We start from the raw sequence: 18286 nt of genomic DNA, 5'->3' as shown, positions 1-18286 counted from the left end.
CTCATGGTTAACCTAATTATAGAAGAGGGTTCACTTGGATGTTTGCGTGTTCTGATTGAGTCATTGCCCGATTCAACGGAACCTGTTCAAAAAAGCGCGAAGCCTTGAAGCAGCGGAGATATGAAAAAAAGGCGACGAGGCATCCTGATCAGTTTAAATTCCGTCTTTCTTGGCGCCATCTGGTGATATCCCTGTTTGGCGGGCTTCCAAAGAAGCGACTGTATTCCCGGCTGAATTGGGAATCGCTCGCATATCCCACAATCCGGCATGCAGTCGTCGCATCCATTTGATTGGATAACATCAGCCGCCTGGCTTCTTGAAGACGCAGTACATTGCGGTATTGCAAGGGACTCATCGCGGTGACGGACTTAAAATGCTCACGGAAAGAGGATTCGCTCAAATGGACCATCTCTGCCAAATCAGCGATTTTAAATGGCTGGGAGAAGTTGTTCTGGAGCCAGTCAATTGCTTTCACAACCCGCTGCACGTTGGATTCCGCAAAAACGGTCTCAGCAACGTAAACACCAATGGGGCTGCGAAGAAGTCGAATGAAAATCTCATCCGTGATGAGCGGGGCAATTAAATGATCATCGCCGGGACTAGAGAGACAATCGACCAGTCTTGCCATGGCGTTAATCAAAGCCAAATCAGCATCCATGACATAACCCGCACGCCGATTACGAATCATTGGCAAGCCCTGCGGATATACTTTCGGCACCAACGCCGCAATCCTTTGCGGGTCGAGATATAGCCCTACGCCCAAGAACGGTTCGGTAGGGCTGGCCAAAATGGTTTTCATTGCAACCGGTAAGGCAACGGGAGCAATAAAAATACGTGACCCTGCGTATTCATAGACATCCTTTCCGACGGTTATGATTTTTTTACCCTGCGCGGCAATGCCGACAGCAGGCGAATAAATGGTATGCACATAATCTGTGGCTTCAATTCGCGAATAGCGATTGACATATAATCCGGGGATCCGCGCGGCATAGGTCCCATCATGCGAAGAATGAGTATAGATCAGATCAGCTAGTCGGGTGGTTTCCGCTTTAAGCGATCCATTGGCACTATCTGACATTGGCGTGGCCGCATGATCATCCAGACTCATTTTCTCGAAAGCAACTCCTTTTATCGTTTGATCGTTCGACATGCGGGCATGCAGTCAATAATTATGGTGCTTATCTATTACTCACTCTAATGATACTCGATTAGGTTCGTCAAATTCAGCGCCTTCCAAGCATGGTTTATACCGGCTAGCTTAGCGAGCAGTCCACACCTTCATTTTGTGTCCTTATGCAGCTGCAAAGCAAAGAAGGATGTCGCATAGTCATAGACGTTTGTGACATCCTCTTTCTCTAATCATTGAGCGTTTTCATACAGCCGTTAATTGGCAATATGATCGAGCAGATAGCTAATATCGGTAATGATAAACCGTCGATTCTTGATCATCAGCGCACCGTCGTTTCGAAGTTCACTGATCATACGGTTCACGCTGCTGCGCGCACTGATTCCGCAGAATCCGGCGATATCATCGTTGGTGACAACGAAATCAATCAGCATTCCTTCTCGAATTTTGCGCCCGAATAAGTCGATAAGACTGTAAATAAAGGCGCAAACCGCTCCTTTTTTGCCATTCATCATCATCCGCTGCAAACGGAAGATATTCTCCGATAATTTTTTACGATAATAGCTTTTCACATAGTTTTGCAACTCTTGATTGGCATTTACATAGTTCCAAAACGTCACGCGGTCGATTTGATAGAAGGTTGCTTTATCGGATTCGACACGCACATTAAACGGCTGTTCGGTGAACTTGGAAACTTCGTCGCGCAGCAGTGAGATGACATCAGGCTTTGCGATATACGATAAGTTGAATTCGCGTCCATCCTGCAAAATGATGCTGTTCTTTATAATACCCTTCTTTAAAACATAGGTATAACGCTCTTCAAGACCGTGATAGGTCAAGTAGGTGTGTCGACTTTTGTTAATTGTCGGCACGTTATGCGCATCCAGAAAATTAATTAAATATTCGATTTCACTCAATACCATTGATCTTTTCATTCCTATCGGGAAGGATCTGCACGGATTACGGATACAAATGTTATCTATATTCCTATTTTAACGCCATTTCAGCTAATATATATCACAAATAAAGGAAACATTTGTTAACATTTTTTGATGATAGCAAACGGAACCGACAACCTTTTTGTTTTGATTTATAACAGATGGTGCATGAAAAAGTTTGGCAGAACCGGTTTTCGCGTGCATGTGCAGCCTTATTTTTTCTAATACTAAGTAACGTCTTGAGTCTTTCATTCTTTTTGACAAAATTAAAAAGAGAGCTGTTGATTTATGGTTCGAATTGAACTGCCTTATGACAAAACAACGCTTGTTGCTGATTTGCCCGACAATAACTTTGCTGGAAAGTTAATCTCTGAAGCGGCAACCTATCACGCCGATCGATCTGAAAATGCGATCGTTGAAGAATCACTCGACCACCCGATCGGTTCGCTGCCGCTAGAAGCGTTGGCCAAGGGTAAGAAAAATATTGTCATTATTAGCTCCGATCACACGCGTCCGGTGCCTTCACACATCATCACACCAATTCTTTTGCGGCATTTGCGTGAAGCCGCTCCGGAAGCCCGCATTCGTATTCTCGTTGCCACCGGTTTTCATCGCCCGTCGACACGCGAGGAACTTGTTAACAAATATGGACAAAAAATCGTGGATGAAGAAGAAATCGTAATGCACATTTCGACAGACGATGCGTCGATGGTCAAGATCGGCCAGCTTCCGTCGGGCGGCGAATGCATCATCAACAAAGTAGCTGCTGAAGCCGATTTACTGCTTTCGGAAGGATTTATTGAATCGCATTTCTTTGCTGGATTTTCCGGCGGCCGTAAATCGGTGCTTCCGGGAATTGCTTCCTACAAGACGATTATGGCCAACCATTCCGGTCCATTTATTAATTCCGATAAAGCACGTACCGGTAACCTGCATCACAACCCGATTCATGAGGATATGGTGTATGCAGCGCGCAAGGCAAAACTTGCTTTTATTGTCAATGTTGTGCTCGATGAAGATAAGAAAATCATCGGATCGTTTGCCGGAGATATGGAAGCGGCGCATCAAAAAGGTTGTGAATTTCTGCAAGGGTTGTCGCGAGTAAAAAAAATTGACTGCGACATCGCGATCTCGACAAACGGCGGGTATCCGCTTGACCAGAACATCTATCAGGCCGTTAAAGGCATGACAGCTGCCGAGGCAACCAATAAAGAAGGCGGGACGATCATCATGGTTGCCGGTTGCCGGGACGGACACGGCGGCGAAGGGTTTTATCACAATCTTGCCGATATTTCCGATCCAAAAGCATTCTTGGATCGTGCCATTAATACCCCGAAGTTGAAAACGATTCCGGATCAATGGACCGCGCAGATCTTGGCACGAATTTTGGTTCATCATCATGTCATCATGGTTTCCGATCTCGTTGAACCGGATTTGATCACGGACATGCATATGTCGCTTGCGACGTCGCTCGATCAAGCATTGGAGATGGCGTACGAACGTGAAGGCAAGGATGCCAAGATTGTTGTGATCCCCGATGGTTTAGGCGTTATTGTGCGCTAATCGGTTGCTTGCTTAATTTAAAGAGGAAAGGGGCCAAAAAATGAAACGCGACCCGTTCAATGAGACCGGCTGCTTGAAGCCCGAGCACGGAGAGGCAGGACAAGCGCTACAGGGAAATACTTTTGCTGATCTCGGATTTGCTAAGGTGGATCTTTCGCGAGAGCAGCGCAACGGTTACCCGGAAGTGATTTACGGCGAGGGGAAGACGGCGGAGCAGATCATTGGCATCATTCAGGCGATGCGCAAGCAAACGGTCAACATTTTATGCACCCGCCTTTCCTCTGATAAATTTGAAACCATCAAAAAGGCAACTCCTGATGCGGTCTACTATAAAACGGCGCGTTGCGCGTTGGTCAACCGCGCAGAAGTGAAACAGACGCAAAGCTATATCGCCATCGTAACGGCAGGTACCTCCGATGTTCCGATCGCTGAAGAGGCGGCAGTGACCGCAGAAGCATACGGAAACCGTGTGGCACGTATTTATGATGTCGGCGTGGCAGGGATTCATCGGCTGTTCGCACGTCTGGACGTTATTCGCGGCGCCAAGGTTGTGATCTGCATTGCCGGCATGGAAGGAGCCCTTGCCAGTGTTGTCGGCGGGTTGATCGATAAACCGCTGATTGCCGTGCCGACCAGTGTCGGCTACGGGACAAATCTAAAAGGAGTAACGGCGCTGCTGACGATGCTGAACAGCTGCGCATCGGGGATTACCGTTGTCAATATTGATAATGGATTTGGCGCAGCCTATTCTGCCAGCATGATCAATCATTTATAACGGAACGATTGCCGATAGGGAGGAAAAATGATGAAAACACTTTATTTAGATGCCTTTTCCGGGATCAGCGGCGATATGTTCATCGGGGCGCTGCTCGACCTTGGTGTCGATTTTGACCAGTTTAAGGCGGAGCTTGCTAAATTGAATGTCGACGGTTATCAGCTTCACGTGGAACGGCTGTCTAAAAGCAGCATCTATGGAACCCGTTTCGACGTTCAATTGACTCATGAGAAGGATCATGGTTTTATCGAGAGCCACCACGACCCGCATTATGAGCATCACCACCAGGATGCGGTGCGTCATCTGAGCGATATCGCTGCGTTGATTGCTGCCAGCACATTGTCGGAAAAAATCAAACAGCAGTCGCTTGCTGTTTTTACCGAAATTGCCAAAGCGGAAGCAGCCGTGCATCACATGCCGCTGGAAGCGGTCCATTTTCATGAGGTTGGCGCGTTGGACTCGATTGTTGATATTGTCGGCTGTTTCGTCGCGCTTGATCTGCTTAAGGTTGATGAGGTGCGTGCCTCCGAGCTGACCGACGGATCCGGTTTTATTCACGTGGCGCATGGGGAAATGCCGGTGCCGGTGCCTGCGGTGATGCAGATGCGTATCGGGACTAATATTCCGATTAAGCAGCGCACAGACATCCAAACCGAGCTTATTACGCCAACGGGAATGGGACTGGTGAAAGCGTTGGTTCGCCAATTCGGACCGATCCCGGAAGCGCAGATTCTGCTCAAAAGCGGGTATGGCTTCGGCAAGCGGGATACCGGCGCATTCAACGCACTGCGCGTCCTTCTTTTTGATGAGAAAAAAAGCATGCAAACGGTCAGCAGCGACCAAGATTCGGTACTGTTGATTGAAGCCAATCTTGATGATGAGGATGGCGAGTCCCTTGGTTTTGCGATGGATCTGCTCTTGGAAGCAGGCGCGTTTGATGTCTTTTTTACACCGATTTTCATGAAGAAAAATCGTCCGGCAATAAAACTCTCGGTACTCTGCGCCCCTGCAGAACGTGATCGTTTTGCGAGCATGCTCATGAAACACACCAGTACCATTGGCGTTCGCTATCAGCGGATGCAGCGGGTGATTATGAAACGTCACTTCAAAACAGTAGAAACAAGGTTTGGTCCAATTCGTGTAAAAGTTGCAAGCCATGGCGATCTTGTCAAACAAATGGCCGAATATGACGATTGCGCAAAAGCTGCACGCGAATACGGGACTTCTCTGGAGACGGTGAAACAAGAGGTAGACCGGCTTCTGAACAGCTGACAAAAAGAAAAGTGTTTGGAGGAGAAATTTGTGATTCATCAGTTATTGGCCGAATTTTTGGGAACAGCATTAATGATTGTCTTTGGCGTCGGTGTGCACTGCTGCGAGGTGCTCAATACATCAAAGTACCAACATTCCGGCCACATTTTTGCCATTACAACGTGGGGATTTGGGATTACCGTTTCTTTATTCATCTTTGGCGCAGTTAACATCAATCCGGCAATGACGCTGGCTCAAGCGATTCTGGGCAATATTCCATGGGCCAACGTGATTCCGATTAGTCTTGCAGAGGTTCTTGGCGGCGTCTTCGGTTCGATTGTTGTCTTCATCGCTTATTATGACCAGTTTAAGGCGTCCGAATCGATTAATCGTGTGGCAATCCGAAATATTTTCTCAACCAATCCGAACGTGCGGAATTTGCCGCGTAATTTCTTTGTCGAATTCATTGATACGTTCATTTTTATTACGGCAATCTTGGCGATTGCGGGTGCAACGACGAAAGCCCCGGCGCTGCTGCCGATCGGCGTGGGCTTGCTTGTCTGGGCGATCGGTATGGGCATGGGCGGTCCGACCGGATTTGCGATGAACCTTGCTCGAGACATGGGCCCGCGTATTGCGCACGCCATGCTGCCGATTCCTGGCGGCAAGGCGGATAATGATTGGCAATACGGAATCCTTGTACCGGGTATTGCGCCATTTCTTGGCGCTGCTTGTGCCGCGCTGTTTGCACGCGGATTTCTTGGACTATGACCAGGCTGTGATCAATACAATGAAAATAAAAAAGAAGGTAGAAATTCATGCATACGTTAACTGAAAAAACACAAATGTTGACTGATCTTTTGAAGAAAATGGATCGTGTTGTTGTTGGCTTTTCCGGAGGAATTGACAGCACACTGGTTTTGAAAATGGCTTTGGATACGCTGGGCAAGGATCGTGTGTTGGCGGTTGTCGCCAATTCAGAACTGTTTACCGATGAAGAATATGAAAAAGCAGTTGCTTTAGCGAAAGCTCTTGGTGCTGAGGTGATGGGGACTCAGCTGAACTATCTTGCTGATGAACACATTAAGCATAATACGCCGGACAGCTGGTACTATGCTAAAAAATGTTTCTATGCACGGATGAACGTGATTGCGCAGGAACAAGGCTTTAATTATGTTCTTGACGGCATGATCATGGATGACAACAGCGACTTCCGTCCGGGCCTTCGCGCGCGCACAGAGGCAGGGGCACGCAGTGTGCTTCAAGAAGCCGGTTTCTATAAAACCGATGTGCGTGCATTGGCGAAAGGAATTGGCCTGACGAACTGGAACAAAGTTTCCTCCTGCTCCGTATCTTCGCGCTTCCCTTACGGCACAACGCTGACGCCGGAGAAGATTGATCAAGTGATGGCGTCGGAAGCCTATCTTCGCGACCTCGCTTTCCCGGTTGTGCGCGTTCGCTATCACGGAGAAATTGCCCGTGTTGAGGTGCCGGCAGAACGCTTGAGTGACTTGCTTGAGCGCAGCGGTGAAGTAAGCGCCAAATTAACCGAGTTTGGATTCCGTTATGTCACGCTCGACCTCAGCGGTTTTCGCAGTGGTCGTATGAACGAAACGCTGTCCGAGGAAGAACGCAAGGCGTTTGTTTCCTGAGCGATCACCAATAGCGTGTACGCAGAAAAGAACGGCGACTTTTTCGAATCTGGAAAGAGCCGCCGTTTTTTCTAACAGGATAAGAAAGTATAGGATTTTGCCCCGTCTTCAAACCAATAGACCGGTGTCTTGGCCAAGAATCAAAGCGGAGGGGCTCTGGCGCCTGCGGGATCGCGCGTTGTTGATGCGTGCCAGCGAGACCCCGCAGATTCCTGGCCTGTCTGAGGAGGCTCGCGGTGCGCCCGCGGCAAGCGAGCAACCGAAGCGACGATTCAGCACCGAAAAGACACGAATCCATCACACATGGCTGGAGATAAAGGACCAAGCACAGCTTGGTTTTTCTCAGCATGTCGCATGCTTAAAAATGGAAGAAAAAGTCCTGATGCGGCGCGCAAGTAAGCGCAGAACTTGCGCAGAAAGCTGCCAGGCATGAAAGGAAGAATTGATGTGTTAAAAAAAAGTTTGCCTTACTACATTGGATCCCTGTTGCTTCATCTACTTGGATTCAGTCTGCTTATCTTCGTGGCAAGAACAAATCCATTTATCCTTGGGCTCGGAATGGTTGCCTATACGCTTGGGCTGCGTCATGCCTTTGATGCCGATCATATTGCCGCAATTGACAATACGGTGCGTAAATTAATGCAGCAAAATCAGAATTCAATGGGCGTTGGTTTTTACTTCTCGCTCGGCCATTCTTCCGTTGTGTTTCTGATGGCTGCTGCACTTGCTTTTTCGGTGCACTGGGCGCAGCAGCATTTGCCGCTTCTTTCACATGTTGGCGGCGTCATCGGTGCGACCGTGTCCGGAAGTTTTCTGTTAGTCATTGCTTTCATTAATCTATTTATCTTAATTGATTTGCAGAAACTGTTTCTTCGCTTAAAGCAGCACGCGTTTGATCAAAAACAATTTGATCAGCTGCTTCAGTCGCGCGGCTTTTTATCGCGCATGTTTCGGCCGCTCTTTGCTTTTATTAGTCAAAGCTGGCATGTGCTGCCGCTCGGCTTCCTGTTCGGCCTTGGCTTTGACACGGCAACGGAAATCAGTCTGCTTGCATTGTCTGCAGAATCCGCGCGTGCGCATATGTCTATTGCCGCCGTTCTTGCGTTGCCGCTTCTTTTTGCGGCCGGGATGAATGTGATGGATACCACGGATTCGGTCATGATGACACGTGCGTATCGTTGGGCATTGGATACACCGGTCCGCAAAGTCTATTACAATTTAACGGTTACAGCGATCTCGGTGCTGGCTGCTTTGCTGATCGGCAGCATTGAACTCAGTCAGGTAGTCAGTGAGCAGTTCCACCTCCAAGGCGGCTTCTGGAATTGGGTGCAGGCGATCGACTTAAATTGGATGGGTTACGGTTTAATTTTCCTCTTTCTTGCAGTCTGGCTCATTTCCTATCTCATTTGGAAGATTTTCCGTATCGATCGGAGATGGAGCCAAAATGTTCTATAGTGATGTGTGTGTGAAAAAGTGCTGCTTAAATCCAAACGGATTCAGCAGCGCTTTTTTTTACAGGGTAAAGAAAGTTGTCTTGTTGGTACCTGCCCGCGGTCACGCCCTGTTGATGCGAGCAGATGGAGTGTCGTTCGTACAAAAGGTGATGAATCAAAGGCCTAATGGAAGGCGGAAGTAAAGACCGGACGCTTTTTGCCCGGTTTTTCTAACGCACAAGATCAGAAAGAATACATTTGGCCGGAGCGCCGTTCAAATTCAAGGTTGACGGATTATATCCGTTTTCCGAGCTACTTCTTTTTAAATCGTCCCTTCTTTGGTACGATGGGGAAGTTGATCTAATTTTAACTGCATGATGATCCGGCCATACTTCTTTGAATCTTAGTATCGGTTGCAGTGAATGGAGTAGATTTCGATGTTTGTCAGAAGCTTTAATCATAATATTCGCTATAATTATATCTACAATTTTTGCTCGTTCTTCGGTGTGACGGCGCTGTGGGTGCTTTACCTGACCCATCGCGGGATGTCTTTAGTTGAAGTTGGGCTGCTCGAGAGTATCTTTCATGTCAGCAGTTTTCTTTTTGAAGTACCAAGCGGTGCACTTGCGGATCGTTTAAGCTACCGGGCGGTACTGATTCTTGGACGCGTCTGCGCGATGATCAGCAGCATCATTTTGATTTTTTCTCATGACTTTCTTTGGTTTGCCGTTGGCTTTATTATTTCAGCGTGGTCGTACAATCTAAATTCGGGCACAACCGACGCATTGGTTTACGAATCACTGCGCTGTTTGAATCAAGAAAAGCGCTACATCAAGGTTTCGGCGAATGTTAATGCGCTTTATGAATTGGCGGATACATTGGGGATTTTTGTCGCCGGCTGGTTCGTCACTGCCTATTTTGAAGGTGTCTACTGGATTCAGATTGCCATCTCGATGCTGGCGATTCTGTCGGTCTTGATGATGAGAGAACCGAGAAAATCGCAGCGAAAAGAGGAAAAAGTGACCAGCTATTTTGCGATTTTGAAGAACGCGGCGCTTTTCTTAAAAGAAAATGGGCAGCTGCGTTTTCTAATGCTTTTTTTCGCGCTGTTTGAAGGGGTTGCGGCAACCTATTATTTTTATTTTCAGTCGCTTGTGGATGGGTACGGATTCAAAGGATATCAGATCAGCTTGCTGATGATCGCATCCGCCGTGTTCCAAATTATTGGCGCGAAAATCTCGCCGCAGATTGAACGATGGGCCGGGCAAGCGAACTTAATTCTATATTTCTCTGCGCTGCTTTGCGGGTTGCTGATCCTTACATTTGTGAATCAACTGCCACTCCTGATCGGTTGCTTTATTACGCTGAACACGCTTGTTTCGGTCAGCCAGCCAATCTTCAGCAATTACTTTAATGCGCTGATCCCGTCCTCAAGCCGTGCGACGCTGCTTAGCGTTTCGAGCATGTTGTTCAGCGTAGCGATGATTGTTCTGTTTCCCTTGTCCGGATGGCTGATTGAACAGTTGCGTTTTACGGTGAGTTTTGGAGCAATGGGGATGGCGCTTGGGTTGGTGATGGTTGTTTTGACGATCGTGATGAAGCGAAGAGCGCGATAAGTGGTGATGCGTGCCCGAAGATGCGTGGTGACGAGGGTCAAAAATGAACGCATAAAATAGGAGGTGGATCACGATGGCGAACAGTTGGGATCCAGACTATGTGGTTTCCAAGGAGAAGGCTAAGGAGCTGATTGAGGTACAGTTTCCTGAGCTGGCACCGGCAAAAATTGCTGATCTGGGCAAGGGTTACGACAAGACGGTCTATTTGGTAAACGCGCGCCGCGTATCGTTCCACAGATGCGCTACGGCGTTACGTTGCCGGGGTAATCGCTCCCTCACAGAAGCATTGCTTGGTTCATGGAGACTTGCATAGCCGCAACATCGTGATCGACGCGCAGCACCGGGTGAGCGGAGTGATTGATTGGGGCGACGTCCATATTGGCAATCCAGCGATCGACTTGCCGCTTGTTTACAGTTTTTTGCCAAGCTGTGCACGTGCTGAATTTTTTTCTGTTTATGGAGATGTCAGTGAGCGGACAAAAGCATTAGCGCGCTGGAAGGCGGCATTTACAACTGTTGCGCTGTTTGTTTATGGGCTCGATCAACAGAACGAGGAGATCATTGCGGGATGCAGGGAAAGCCTGAATTTAATTTTGGAGGACTGATTTTGCCGCGCGGTTCCCGAAAAAAGGAATTACGCATGGCGTTGTCGAACCTTTTTATTAATGAAAGAGAGGCGATGGTGTGTACGTAAAACCAATCCAAGTACCGTTCCATGTGCTTCAGTACGAAGCACTTGTTCGAAGGTTGAATCCATGTGCCGCGCACGAGGATATCCGCTCGCTTTATAAGCGAGCAATCGCCGGCTATCGCGGTGAACGGTCGATGAGTTACCCGCTTTGCTACCTCCCCGAAGAAGACTTCCGCATTTTTCACAATCTCCGATTATACGACGGGATCCATTATTTTCAGATTGATTTTCTTGCCCTTTGTGAACGTTTCGCACTAATTCTAGAAGTGAAGAATATCATTGGTAAGCTGACTTTCGATACAGCGATGCTTCAGCTCATTCGTGAATTGGATGATACTCTCGATATTTATGATGATCCAATTTCGCAGGCGAATCATTTAACGGATTCGCTTCGTCAGTGGTTGAGCAAACGCGGCGTGTTCTTGCCGATACGGAATCACGTTGTGATCGCTTCGGCGGCGCAGATCCAAGTCACAGATTTGAATAATGATCAAATCAAGAAAATTGTGCGCAGAGCGAATCTTAAATCGGAATTACTTAAAATCAATAAGCAATTTACCGAAGCGCACCTTTCTGCAGGTGAATTGGATAAGATCGCGGCCAATCTTCTCGCTGCGCATCAGAAGAAAATGATTCAGCCATTCAAAACGTTCAAGATTCAATCGGAACAGATTAAAAAAGGTGTGCAGTGCCCTAACTGCGGAGCGACGCCGGTGGAAAAGGTGAAACAACGCTGGATTTGCAGGGCGTGTGACCATCACGCCCGGTTCGCGTATCTAACTGCACTGCGGGATTATTTTCTTATCTATGGACCGGCGATCACAAACAGCCAATGCCGCGATTTTCTCAACTTAGGCTCTGAATCAACGACAAGACGGCTACTTCATCGCACGGCTCTCCATTTTGATGGAAATAAAAAATCGAGAATCTACTACTTATCGGAGGAAATACTCGATGAAAAAGCAAACTGGTCGATAAATTTGTCAAAGTGACTGATAAAAACGCTAAAGTGACTGATAAAATCACCAAAGTGGTTGATAAACTTGTCGAACTGACTGATAAAAACGCTAAAGTGGTTGATAAACAAGACAATCGAACACGTTCAGCGCGGCTGAGAGTGAGTTCTCCGAGATTCAGCTCATGAAACGGTCGGGATAAGCGCATAATAACCGCGACATTGTATAGTGGAGGAACGGTTATGGTCACTTTCCGAGTATTAACTGCTGAAGATGCAGAGCAATATCAAAAACTAAGACTGGAAGCATTAATAAAGAATCCGGAGGCCTTCGCCTCAGATTTTGATACGGAACGCAGCAAGACAATCAGCCAGATCCGCGACGACTTGTCCAAGAAACATGTCATGACGGTCGGCGGCTTTGATGGCGAGAAACTGGTTGCCATTGCTTCACTTGATCGAGAAAAACTGCCGAAGATGGAGCACCGCGCAAATTTGACCAGTGTCTATGTTTCCGATGAATACCGCGGACAACGGCTCTCCAAACGAATCATTAATTACATCATTGAACAGGTGAAAAAACAGGGGATTAGCAAAATTTATCTGTATGTGATGACCCATAATGAACCGGCGATACGTGCCTACAAAAAGATGGGCTTTACGATCATTGGCGAAGATCCTGATGCGATGAAGGAGGATCACGGCTTTGTCGCTGAATACCGTATGGTGAAGTATATTTGAGATAACCTTAGTATAACGGGGAAACTGTACGGGGCTGCATCATTTGCAGAGTAACATCTCCATCCAATAGGTCTTGGGACATAGCGAAATAATCACTGATTAAGCCTTCAAACAGCACGTTTGCTTCGTCAATCTGCGCAAAATCCGCTGGTTTGATGAAACAGCACGGTTTGGGGAACGCACAAATTCCGCATTCAGCCAACACAGCCGCCACAAATTGTGAGCAAAAGAAGCGATCTTGGCTGTGTATTTCTTTTTGCAGCATCAGACCGAGGATCCCTGAAAAATTGTAGTGCAGCTGATTTCTACGGTTGCGGAAACTGCGAATCAAACATGCAAGTTGCCGATGCTGTGCTGGAGAGATCGTTAAACGCAGAATCATCAGCCGCAGGTCGGCAGGCTGATCCTTTAGCTCGTTTTCTGTAAACCCTCCGTTAAGAAAATTATACTTGCCTTTACGGCCGAAACTGTACATATGTTGCGGTGTATCGAGTGCAAGCGCTGCGTGTGTGTACGCATCTCCGGTCCATAATTTAATTAAAGCAGAAGGCAGTGTTTTTGCGTGGGTCAAGAGGATGTAGGCGTACAAGCTGGCCATTCCTTTCAAAAGAGTTTCTATACCTACTTTACATGAGACGGTGCCGATCCAAAATCAGCTGAAGCTGTAATTTCCTCTACGCCTAGAGGCTTATCTTTAGTGGATCTGAAAAGGAGCTGCTTAATAAAGGTGAGCATGGGAGTCTGCGTACAGGATCGCCTTGGCAGAATCGGAAAGCGCCACACAACGACGCGCAGCAGCTCGCGGTGCGCCCGCGGCAAGCGAGCAGCTGGAGTGTCGTTTGTGCACAAGGTGATGAACAAAGCCCGAATGGAAGGCGGAAGTAAGGACCGAGCGCTTTTTGCCCGGTTCTTCTTATCACCCTAAATGTTAACTTTTTTAAAGATATGGTTGACATATAACGAATGTAAACCTAAAATTATTTTTGGTTAACGAAAAGGAGGGCTATTCTTGAAAACGCGATCGATTACCTTAGTTTCACTGTTCGTCGCCGTGATGATTGCTTTTGGCGCACTGCCAACTCTAGTTATTCCATTTATTCCTGTTCCTTTTACGTTTCAAATGATCGGTGTGATGCTGGTCGGCAGTATCTTAGGAGCTAGAAAAGGGCTTGTTGCGATGCTCGTTTTTATAGCACTTGCAGCGGCAGGAGTTCCAGTACTTTCCGGATATCGCGGGGGATTAGGGGTTTTGCTTGGACCAACTGGAGGCTATATTCTCGCATGGCCGCTTGCCACCTTTGTCATTGGTCTGATTACGGATTACATAAACACAAAAAAATGGGCGCTGTTTCGCTATTATCTGGCGATTCTCGCCGGTATTTTGATCATTTATTTCGTCGGCGTCCCGTGGTTTGCTTTCTATAATCACTTGCCGCTTCTTGGTGTAGCGGAAAGCAATTTGCCGCTGCTATTGCTTGATCTTGTAAAAGCCGGGGCGGCAGCTGTCGTTGCGTGTCGGCTAAAGCAAAGACTGCCCTTTCTAAAAAAATCGAAACTTGTATAAAATCGGGGAGGGATCGTTGTGAAATGGTATCATCTTGCGCAGCGTGTGATTGGCGGTTACGCCTGTACACGCAGCGAAGCGCAGGAAATGCTCCGGGTCGCAGATGATGAAACACTGGATCTTGTCTACGGGGCATACCAATTGCGCAGACATTATTATGGAACGGCGATGAAATTAAATCTGATTATTAATGCGAAAAGCGGCCGCTGTGCCGAAAATTGTGCCTATTGTTCCCAATCGATTTACGCCGAAACGTCAATCGACGCCTATCCATTGGTGAGCGAGGATGTGATTGTTCAAGGAGCAAGACAGGCCTATGAGAATCAGATCGGAACCTATTGCATTGTCATGAGCGGACGAAAGGCTTCGCCGCGCGAAGTGCGCACTGTCTGCTCGGCAGTCAAAAAGATCAAAAAGGAAATGCCTATTAAAATTTGTGCGTGTCTTGGCTTGATTAATGGGGAGCAGGCCAAAGCGTTAAAAGCGGCGGGTGTGGATCGCTTTAATCACAACCTGAATACGAACGCTTCTCACTATGACCAAATTGCGACCACACATCATTATCAGGATCGTGTCGCAACGATTAAGGCAGTGAAAAACGCCAAAATTTCGCCATGTTCCGGAGTGATTTGCGGCATGGGTGAAACAGACGCCGATATTATCGACATGGCTTATGCTTTAAAGGAACTGGATGCCGATTCCATTCCAATTAACTTTTTGAATCCGATTCCGGGTACGAAACTGGAAAACATGGATGAACTGAATCCAAATCGATGCTTAAAGATTTTAGCGGTTTTTCGGTTTATTAATCCAACAAAGGAAATTCGTATTGCCGGTGGGCGCGAAGTAAATCTGCGTTCGTCGCAAAATCTCGGTCTTTATATCGCCAATTCGATTTTCATCGGTGACTATCTGACGACAAAAGGTCAGGATACGACAAAAGATTATCAAATGATTGAAGATCTTGGCTTTTCAATTGAAACGAAAGCCGTTGAAACAAAAATTTGAGCACATCAGACCATGAAAGAAGGCGCTGCATCGTCAATCGAGACGTTGCGGCACCTTCTTTTCACGTTAATGGGTTTTGCTAAATCGTGCTTCATCTTTAATTTCTTCGCGGAGTCCGTGGACACTTTCCACGCGGCGCTGATTCTTTTCAAGCAGCTGGCGTTTTTCTTCTTCGCTTACTTTATCGCCGTGTGCCTTGAGGTAATCCTCAGTTTCGTTGATGTTCTGCAGTGTATTGCCGATGTTGTGTGCAATTTTTCCCCAATTATCCGAACGATCATCCGGTTTTGCCATTTGATTATCCCCCCTAATCGTTTTTTATTATGCAGCATGCAGCAAAGGCTATACTGTAAAATCGATCCTGTTCCATTTGCGGTCTTTAGGCGCAGTTTGCTGCGTGCGATTGCTAAAATTTGAACGATTCGATCGGGGATTGACCATCTGGTCAACACATGGTATAGTGTCATTGACCAATTGGTCAACGCGCGTGCACAAGGTAAAAGAATCACGCAGGTCTAAAAGGGAGGTACACAAACATGCCGGTTATTGAACTGAGTCATATCAGCAAACGGTTTGGCAAGTTTGTCGCCGTGAATGATGTTTCGTTCACGGTAGAAAAAGGGGAATTTTTTGGATTTATCGGACCGAATGGTGCGGGGAAATCAACAACGATGAATATGATGCTGAATTTTATTAAAAGCAGTGGCGGTAAAATCAAACTACTGGGAAAAAATGTGCCGGAGCATGATTTGGATGTGAAGAAACAAATCGGCTATGTGCCGAGCGATGTACGTTTCTATCCGCAGCTCCGCGTGCGCGATTTGTTCCGCTACACGCTGGATTTTCACCACATGAAAGGCGATTCGGCCGAGCTGAAACGCTATTGTGATCTTTTCCAAATTGATCCACAGAAGAAATTCGGCGATCTGTCGCTGGGCAATAAGAAAAAAGTAGCGCTCGTTTGCGCATTGATCCATCATCCGGAATTAATCATTATGGATGAACCGACGAACGGACTTGACCCACTGATCCATGCACGCTTGTTCCGAGTGCTCAAAGAAAAGCAGGAACAGGGTGTCACCATTTTCCTGTCGAGCCACAATCTAAAAGAAGTTGAGGATTACTGCTCGAGGATCGCCTTTATCCGCAGCGGTAAGCTGATCGGGGTCGAGGATCTGACCCAGGTTAACCAAAACGTAAAGGTCATTACAGTAAAAGCCGACCAGCTTCCGATTGCCGTGATGGAAAAGATCGGCGCAACATGCGTGAAAAAAACAGATCACGAAGCACGCTTTACGTATGAAGGCAATATGGCACAACTTTTTTCGACTTTATCCAATTTGTCTCCGCAGCTTGACGATGTGACGGTTGCAAATCGTGATTTGGAAGAACAATTTATGGCGATGTACGAACGTCAGGAGGGTGAACGGTTATGACACTTTTTCGACTGGAATGCAAAACGCATTGCAAAACACTGCTCATTTGGATGATTGTCGTCGGTATTTTGACGTTAGGCCTCGTTTCCTTATTCCCGGCAATGAAGGATATGGGGCTTGACCAGATGAAAGCGATGCCTAAGGATATGATGAAAGCATTCAACCTGTCTGATTTGGGCATGCTGACCACGATAAAAGGCTATTTTGGCTATGAGTACCAATACGTGATGCTCGCAACCGGAATTTTTGCTGCGATGCTGGGCACCAATGCACTGTCGCGCGAAGAATCGGAAGGAACGATCAGCTATCTGTTCTCCCAGCCGATTCCACGGATCGCTATTGTGGGTGAAAAAATGCTCGCCAACACAGTTCTCTATACTTTATACTGGTTAGTATCGATGGCGATCGCTTATCTTGTCTGCTTGATGTTTAAGGAAACGGGAGCTTCGGTCTCCGATCTCTTTGACGGATTTACACAGCTGACTTTTGCCGGATGGGTGATGGGCTTGACCTTTTTATCGGTTGGCTTTCTGCTCTCCGCCTTTTTGTCTTCGAATAAATCGGCGACATCGCTGTCTCTTGGTCTTGTTTTTCTTACGTTTATCCTTGGCGTTGTCGGAAAAATGAATAATGATTTCAAAGGGTTGCTCTACGCTTCACCTGTTGACGCCGCGCTGCCGAGCACGATCTTTAAAAGCGGGATTGAGTGGAATTATATTGTGATCGATCTTGTTGTGATTGTTGTGGCGGGATTGCTCACGTTCTGGATCTACCGAAGGAAGGATTTGAACGTATAAATGGAGGAATCGAAAGAAAGAGCCATTTTGACCGCGGCCATTCACGAGTTTGCGGTTAAAGGATTCGACCGTGCATCGACGAATCAGATCGCAAAAGCCTCAATGGTCTCAAAAGGGTTGATCTTTCACTATTATGAATCGAAAGAAAAGCTTTTTGAAGCGAGTGTCAACTACGCACTCGAGATATCGGAAACAGAGCTCAACTATACGCAGTGGAACTTTGATGGCGACTTGATCGAAAAGCTCAAGCACTACTGTACCTTGGAATTTCAATTCTTCCATGACTACCCGGATGTTTATCAGATGCTGATGGCGGCGTTTACACGTCCGCCAAAAGAGCTTTCCGATAAAATGACACGGTTGCTAAGGGAACTCACATCTGTTGCACCGCAGTTTTTTAAAAAAATCGTGACCAATCTGGATCTTAAAGAAGATGTTGATGCTGATGTTCTTCAGGCAGTGTTCGAGTCGCATTACACTTACTATATGACACGCGCGATGGCGTACTCGCAAACCCATCCTGATTCAACGGTTGAAGAGCTAAAACCCATCATTAATCAATTCTTGGCTATGCTGAAAATGAGCTTGCGCGGCTTGCTGAAAAGCGATTCTGAATAAAGAAAAAGGGTCATGACTGTGAAGGGTCATGGCCCTTTTCTGCGTGTTGCTATTTGGCTCATCCGCCCGCGGCAAGCGAGCAAGCGGGAGTGTATTCAACCCTGTTTATGGATCACACTTAG

General features: G+C 47.0%; 20 protein-coding genes. 16 read left to right on the top strand and 4 right to left on the bottom strand.

Features of this window, described 5'->3' with window-relative positions:
- Nucleotides 1-148: 148 nt before the first annotated feature.
- Both K7399_RS10845 and K7399_RS10840 read right to left on the bottom strand, forming a co-directional pair.
- The gene (locus K7399_RS10845; RefSeq protein ID WP_128167076.1) at nt 149-1108 is read right to left on the bottom strand and encodes an AraC family transcriptional regulator; all 960 of its coding nucleotides are present in this window, start codon (nt 1106-1108) and stop codon (nt 149-151) included.
- A gap of 275 nt (nt 1109-1383) precedes the next feature.
- Complete coding sequence (locus K7399_RS10840; RefSeq protein ID WP_010025774.1) at nt 1384-2049, bottom strand: Crp/Fnr family transcriptional regulator; 666 nt, start codon at nt 2047-2049, stop codon at nt 1384-1386.
- Between the two features lie 303 nt (nt 2050-2352).
- On the opposite strand from K7399_RS10840, the gene larA reads away from it, so the two are divergent.
- The 11 genes from larA (at nt 2353) to K7399_RS10785 (ending at nt 12741) form a co-directional block, all read left to right on the top strand.
- The gene (larA, locus tag K7399_RS10835; RefSeq protein WP_128167074.1) at nt 2353-3627 is read left to right on the top strand and encodes a nickel-dependent lactate racemase; all 1275 of its coding nucleotides are present in this window, start codon (nt 2353-2355) and stop codon (nt 3625-3627) included.
- A gap of 40 nt (nt 3628-3667) precedes the next feature.
- The gene (gene larB / locus K7399_RS10830) at nt 3668-4402 is read left to right on the top strand and encodes a nickel pincer cofactor biosynthesis protein LarB (RefSeq protein WP_128167072.1); all 735 of its coding nucleotides are present in this window, start codon (nt 3668-3670) and stop codon (nt 4400-4402) included.
- Nucleotides 4403-4429: 27 nt separating this feature from the next.
- Nucleotides 4430-5674 (top strand): nickel pincer cofactor biosynthesis protein LarC, encoded by a 1245-nt coding sequence (gene larC, locus K7399_RS10825; RefSeq protein WP_128167070.1) that lies wholly within the window; start codon nt 4430-4432, stop codon nt 5672-5674.
- Between the two features lie 30 nt (nt 5675-5704).
- Entirely contained in the window at nt 5705-6424 is a 720-nt protein-coding gene (gene larD, locus K7399_RS10820; protein ID WP_164875501.1) for a D/L-lactic acid transporter LarD, read from the top strand.
- 47 nt (nt 6425-6471) lie between these two features.
- The gene (gene larE, locus K7399_RS10815; RefSeq protein WP_128167068.1) at nt 6472-7305 is read left to right on the top strand and encodes an ATP-dependent sacrificial sulfur transferase LarE; all 834 of its coding nucleotides are present in this window, start codon (nt 6472-6474) and stop codon (nt 7303-7305) included.
- A 429-nt stretch (nt 7306-7734) separates the two neighbouring features.
- Entirely contained in the window at nt 7735-8760 is a 1026-nt protein-coding gene (locus K7399_RS10810) for a HoxN/HupN/NixA family nickel/cobalt transporter (protein WP_128167066.1), read from the top strand.
- A 415-nt stretch (nt 8761-9175) separates the two neighbouring features.
- Nucleotides 9176-10354 (top strand): MFS transporter, encoded by a 1179-nt coding sequence (locus tag K7399_RS10805; RefSeq protein WP_028976588.1) that lies wholly within the window; start codon nt 9176-9178, stop codon nt 10352-10354.
- A 73-nt stretch (nt 10355-10427) separates the two neighbouring features.
- Entirely contained in the window at nt 10428-10667 is a 240-nt protein-coding gene (locus K7399_RS10800) for a hypothetical protein (protein ID WP_028976589.1), read from the top strand.
- Complete coding sequence (locus K7399_RS10795) at nt 10660-10959, top strand: phosphotransferase (protein ID WP_028976590.1); 300 nt, start codon at nt 10660-10662, stop codon at nt 10957-10959. The genes K7399_RS10800 and K7399_RS10795 overlap by 8 nt, the downstream gene beginning before the upstream one ends.
- Nucleotides 10960-11038: 79 nt before the next feature.
- Nucleotides 11039-12037: a nuclease-related domain-containing protein gene (locus K7399_RS10790; RefSeq protein WP_028984168.1), complete on the top strand. Its 999-nt coding sequence runs from the start codon at nt 11039-11041 to the stop codon at nt 12035-12037.
- A 206-nt stretch (nt 12038-12243) separates the two neighbouring features.
- Nucleotides 12244-12741 carry a GNAT family N-acetyltransferase gene (locus K7399_RS10785; protein ID WP_010027483.1) on the top strand — a complete coding sequence of 166 codons (498 nt, stop codon included), beginning with the start codon at nt 12244-12246 and terminating at the stop codon, nt 12739-12741.
- 7 nt (nt 12742-12748) lie between these two features.
- On the opposite strand, the gene K7399_RS10780 is transcribed toward K7399_RS10785, so the two are convergent.
- Nucleotides 12749-13330 (bottom strand): hypothetical protein, encoded by a 582-nt coding sequence (locus K7399_RS10780; protein ID WP_051575328.1) that lies wholly within the window; start codon nt 13328-13330, stop codon nt 12749-12751.
- Between the two features lie 420 nt (nt 13331-13750).
- On the opposite strand from K7399_RS10780, the gene K7399_RS10775 reads away from it, so the two are divergent.
- On the top strand, nt 13751-14305 hold the full coding sequence (locus K7399_RS10775; RefSeq protein WP_028984169.1) for a biotin transporter BioY: 555 nt from the start codon (nt 13751-13753) through the stop codon (nt 14303-14305).
- Nucleotides 14306-14323: 18 nt separating this feature from the next.
- Entirely contained in the window at nt 14324-15313 is a 990-nt protein-coding gene (gene bioB, locus K7399_RS10770) for a biotin synthase BioB (protein ID WP_028976593.1), read from the top strand.
- Between the two features lie 66 nt (nt 15314-15379).
- On the opposite strand, the gene tlp is transcribed toward bioB, so the two are convergent.
- On the bottom strand, nt 15380-15607 hold the full coding sequence (gene tlp / locus K7399_RS10765; protein WP_028976594.1) for a small acid-soluble spore protein Tlp: 228 nt from the start codon (nt 15605-15607) through the stop codon (nt 15380-15382).
- A 242-nt stretch (nt 15608-15849) separates the two neighbouring features.
- Here tlp and K7399_RS10760 point away from each other — a divergent pair, with 242 nt between their 5' ends.
- The 3 genes from K7399_RS10760 to K7399_RS10750 are packed head-to-tail and all read left to right on the top strand — an operon-like array spanning nt 15850 to nt 18164.
- Nucleotides 15850-16749 (top strand): ABC transporter ATP-binding protein, encoded by a 900-nt coding sequence (locus tag K7399_RS10760; protein ID WP_028984171.1) that lies wholly within the window; start codon nt 15850-15852, stop codon nt 16747-16749.
- Nucleotides 16746-17546, top strand: a complete 801-nt coding sequence (locus tag K7399_RS10755; protein ID WP_128167064.1) for an ABC transporter permease subunit — start codon at nt 16746-16748, stop codon at nt 17544-17546. The genes K7399_RS10760 and K7399_RS10755 overlap by 4 nt, the downstream gene beginning before the upstream one ends.
- On the top strand, nt 17547-18164 hold the full coding sequence (locus K7399_RS10750; RefSeq protein WP_128167062.1) for a TetR/AcrR family transcriptional regulator: 618 nt from the start codon (nt 17547-17549) through the stop codon (nt 18162-18164).
- Nucleotides 18165-18286 lie beyond the last annotated feature (122 nt).

The organism is Sporolactobacillus terrae, from assembly GCF_019930545.1.
GTDB lineage: Bacteria > Bacillota > Bacilli > Bacillales > Sporolactobacillaceae > Sporolactobacillus > Sporolactobacillus terrae.
The sequence above is the reverse complement of the archived record's forward strand: the minus strand, read 5'-3'. Positions and strand labels throughout refer to the sequence as shown.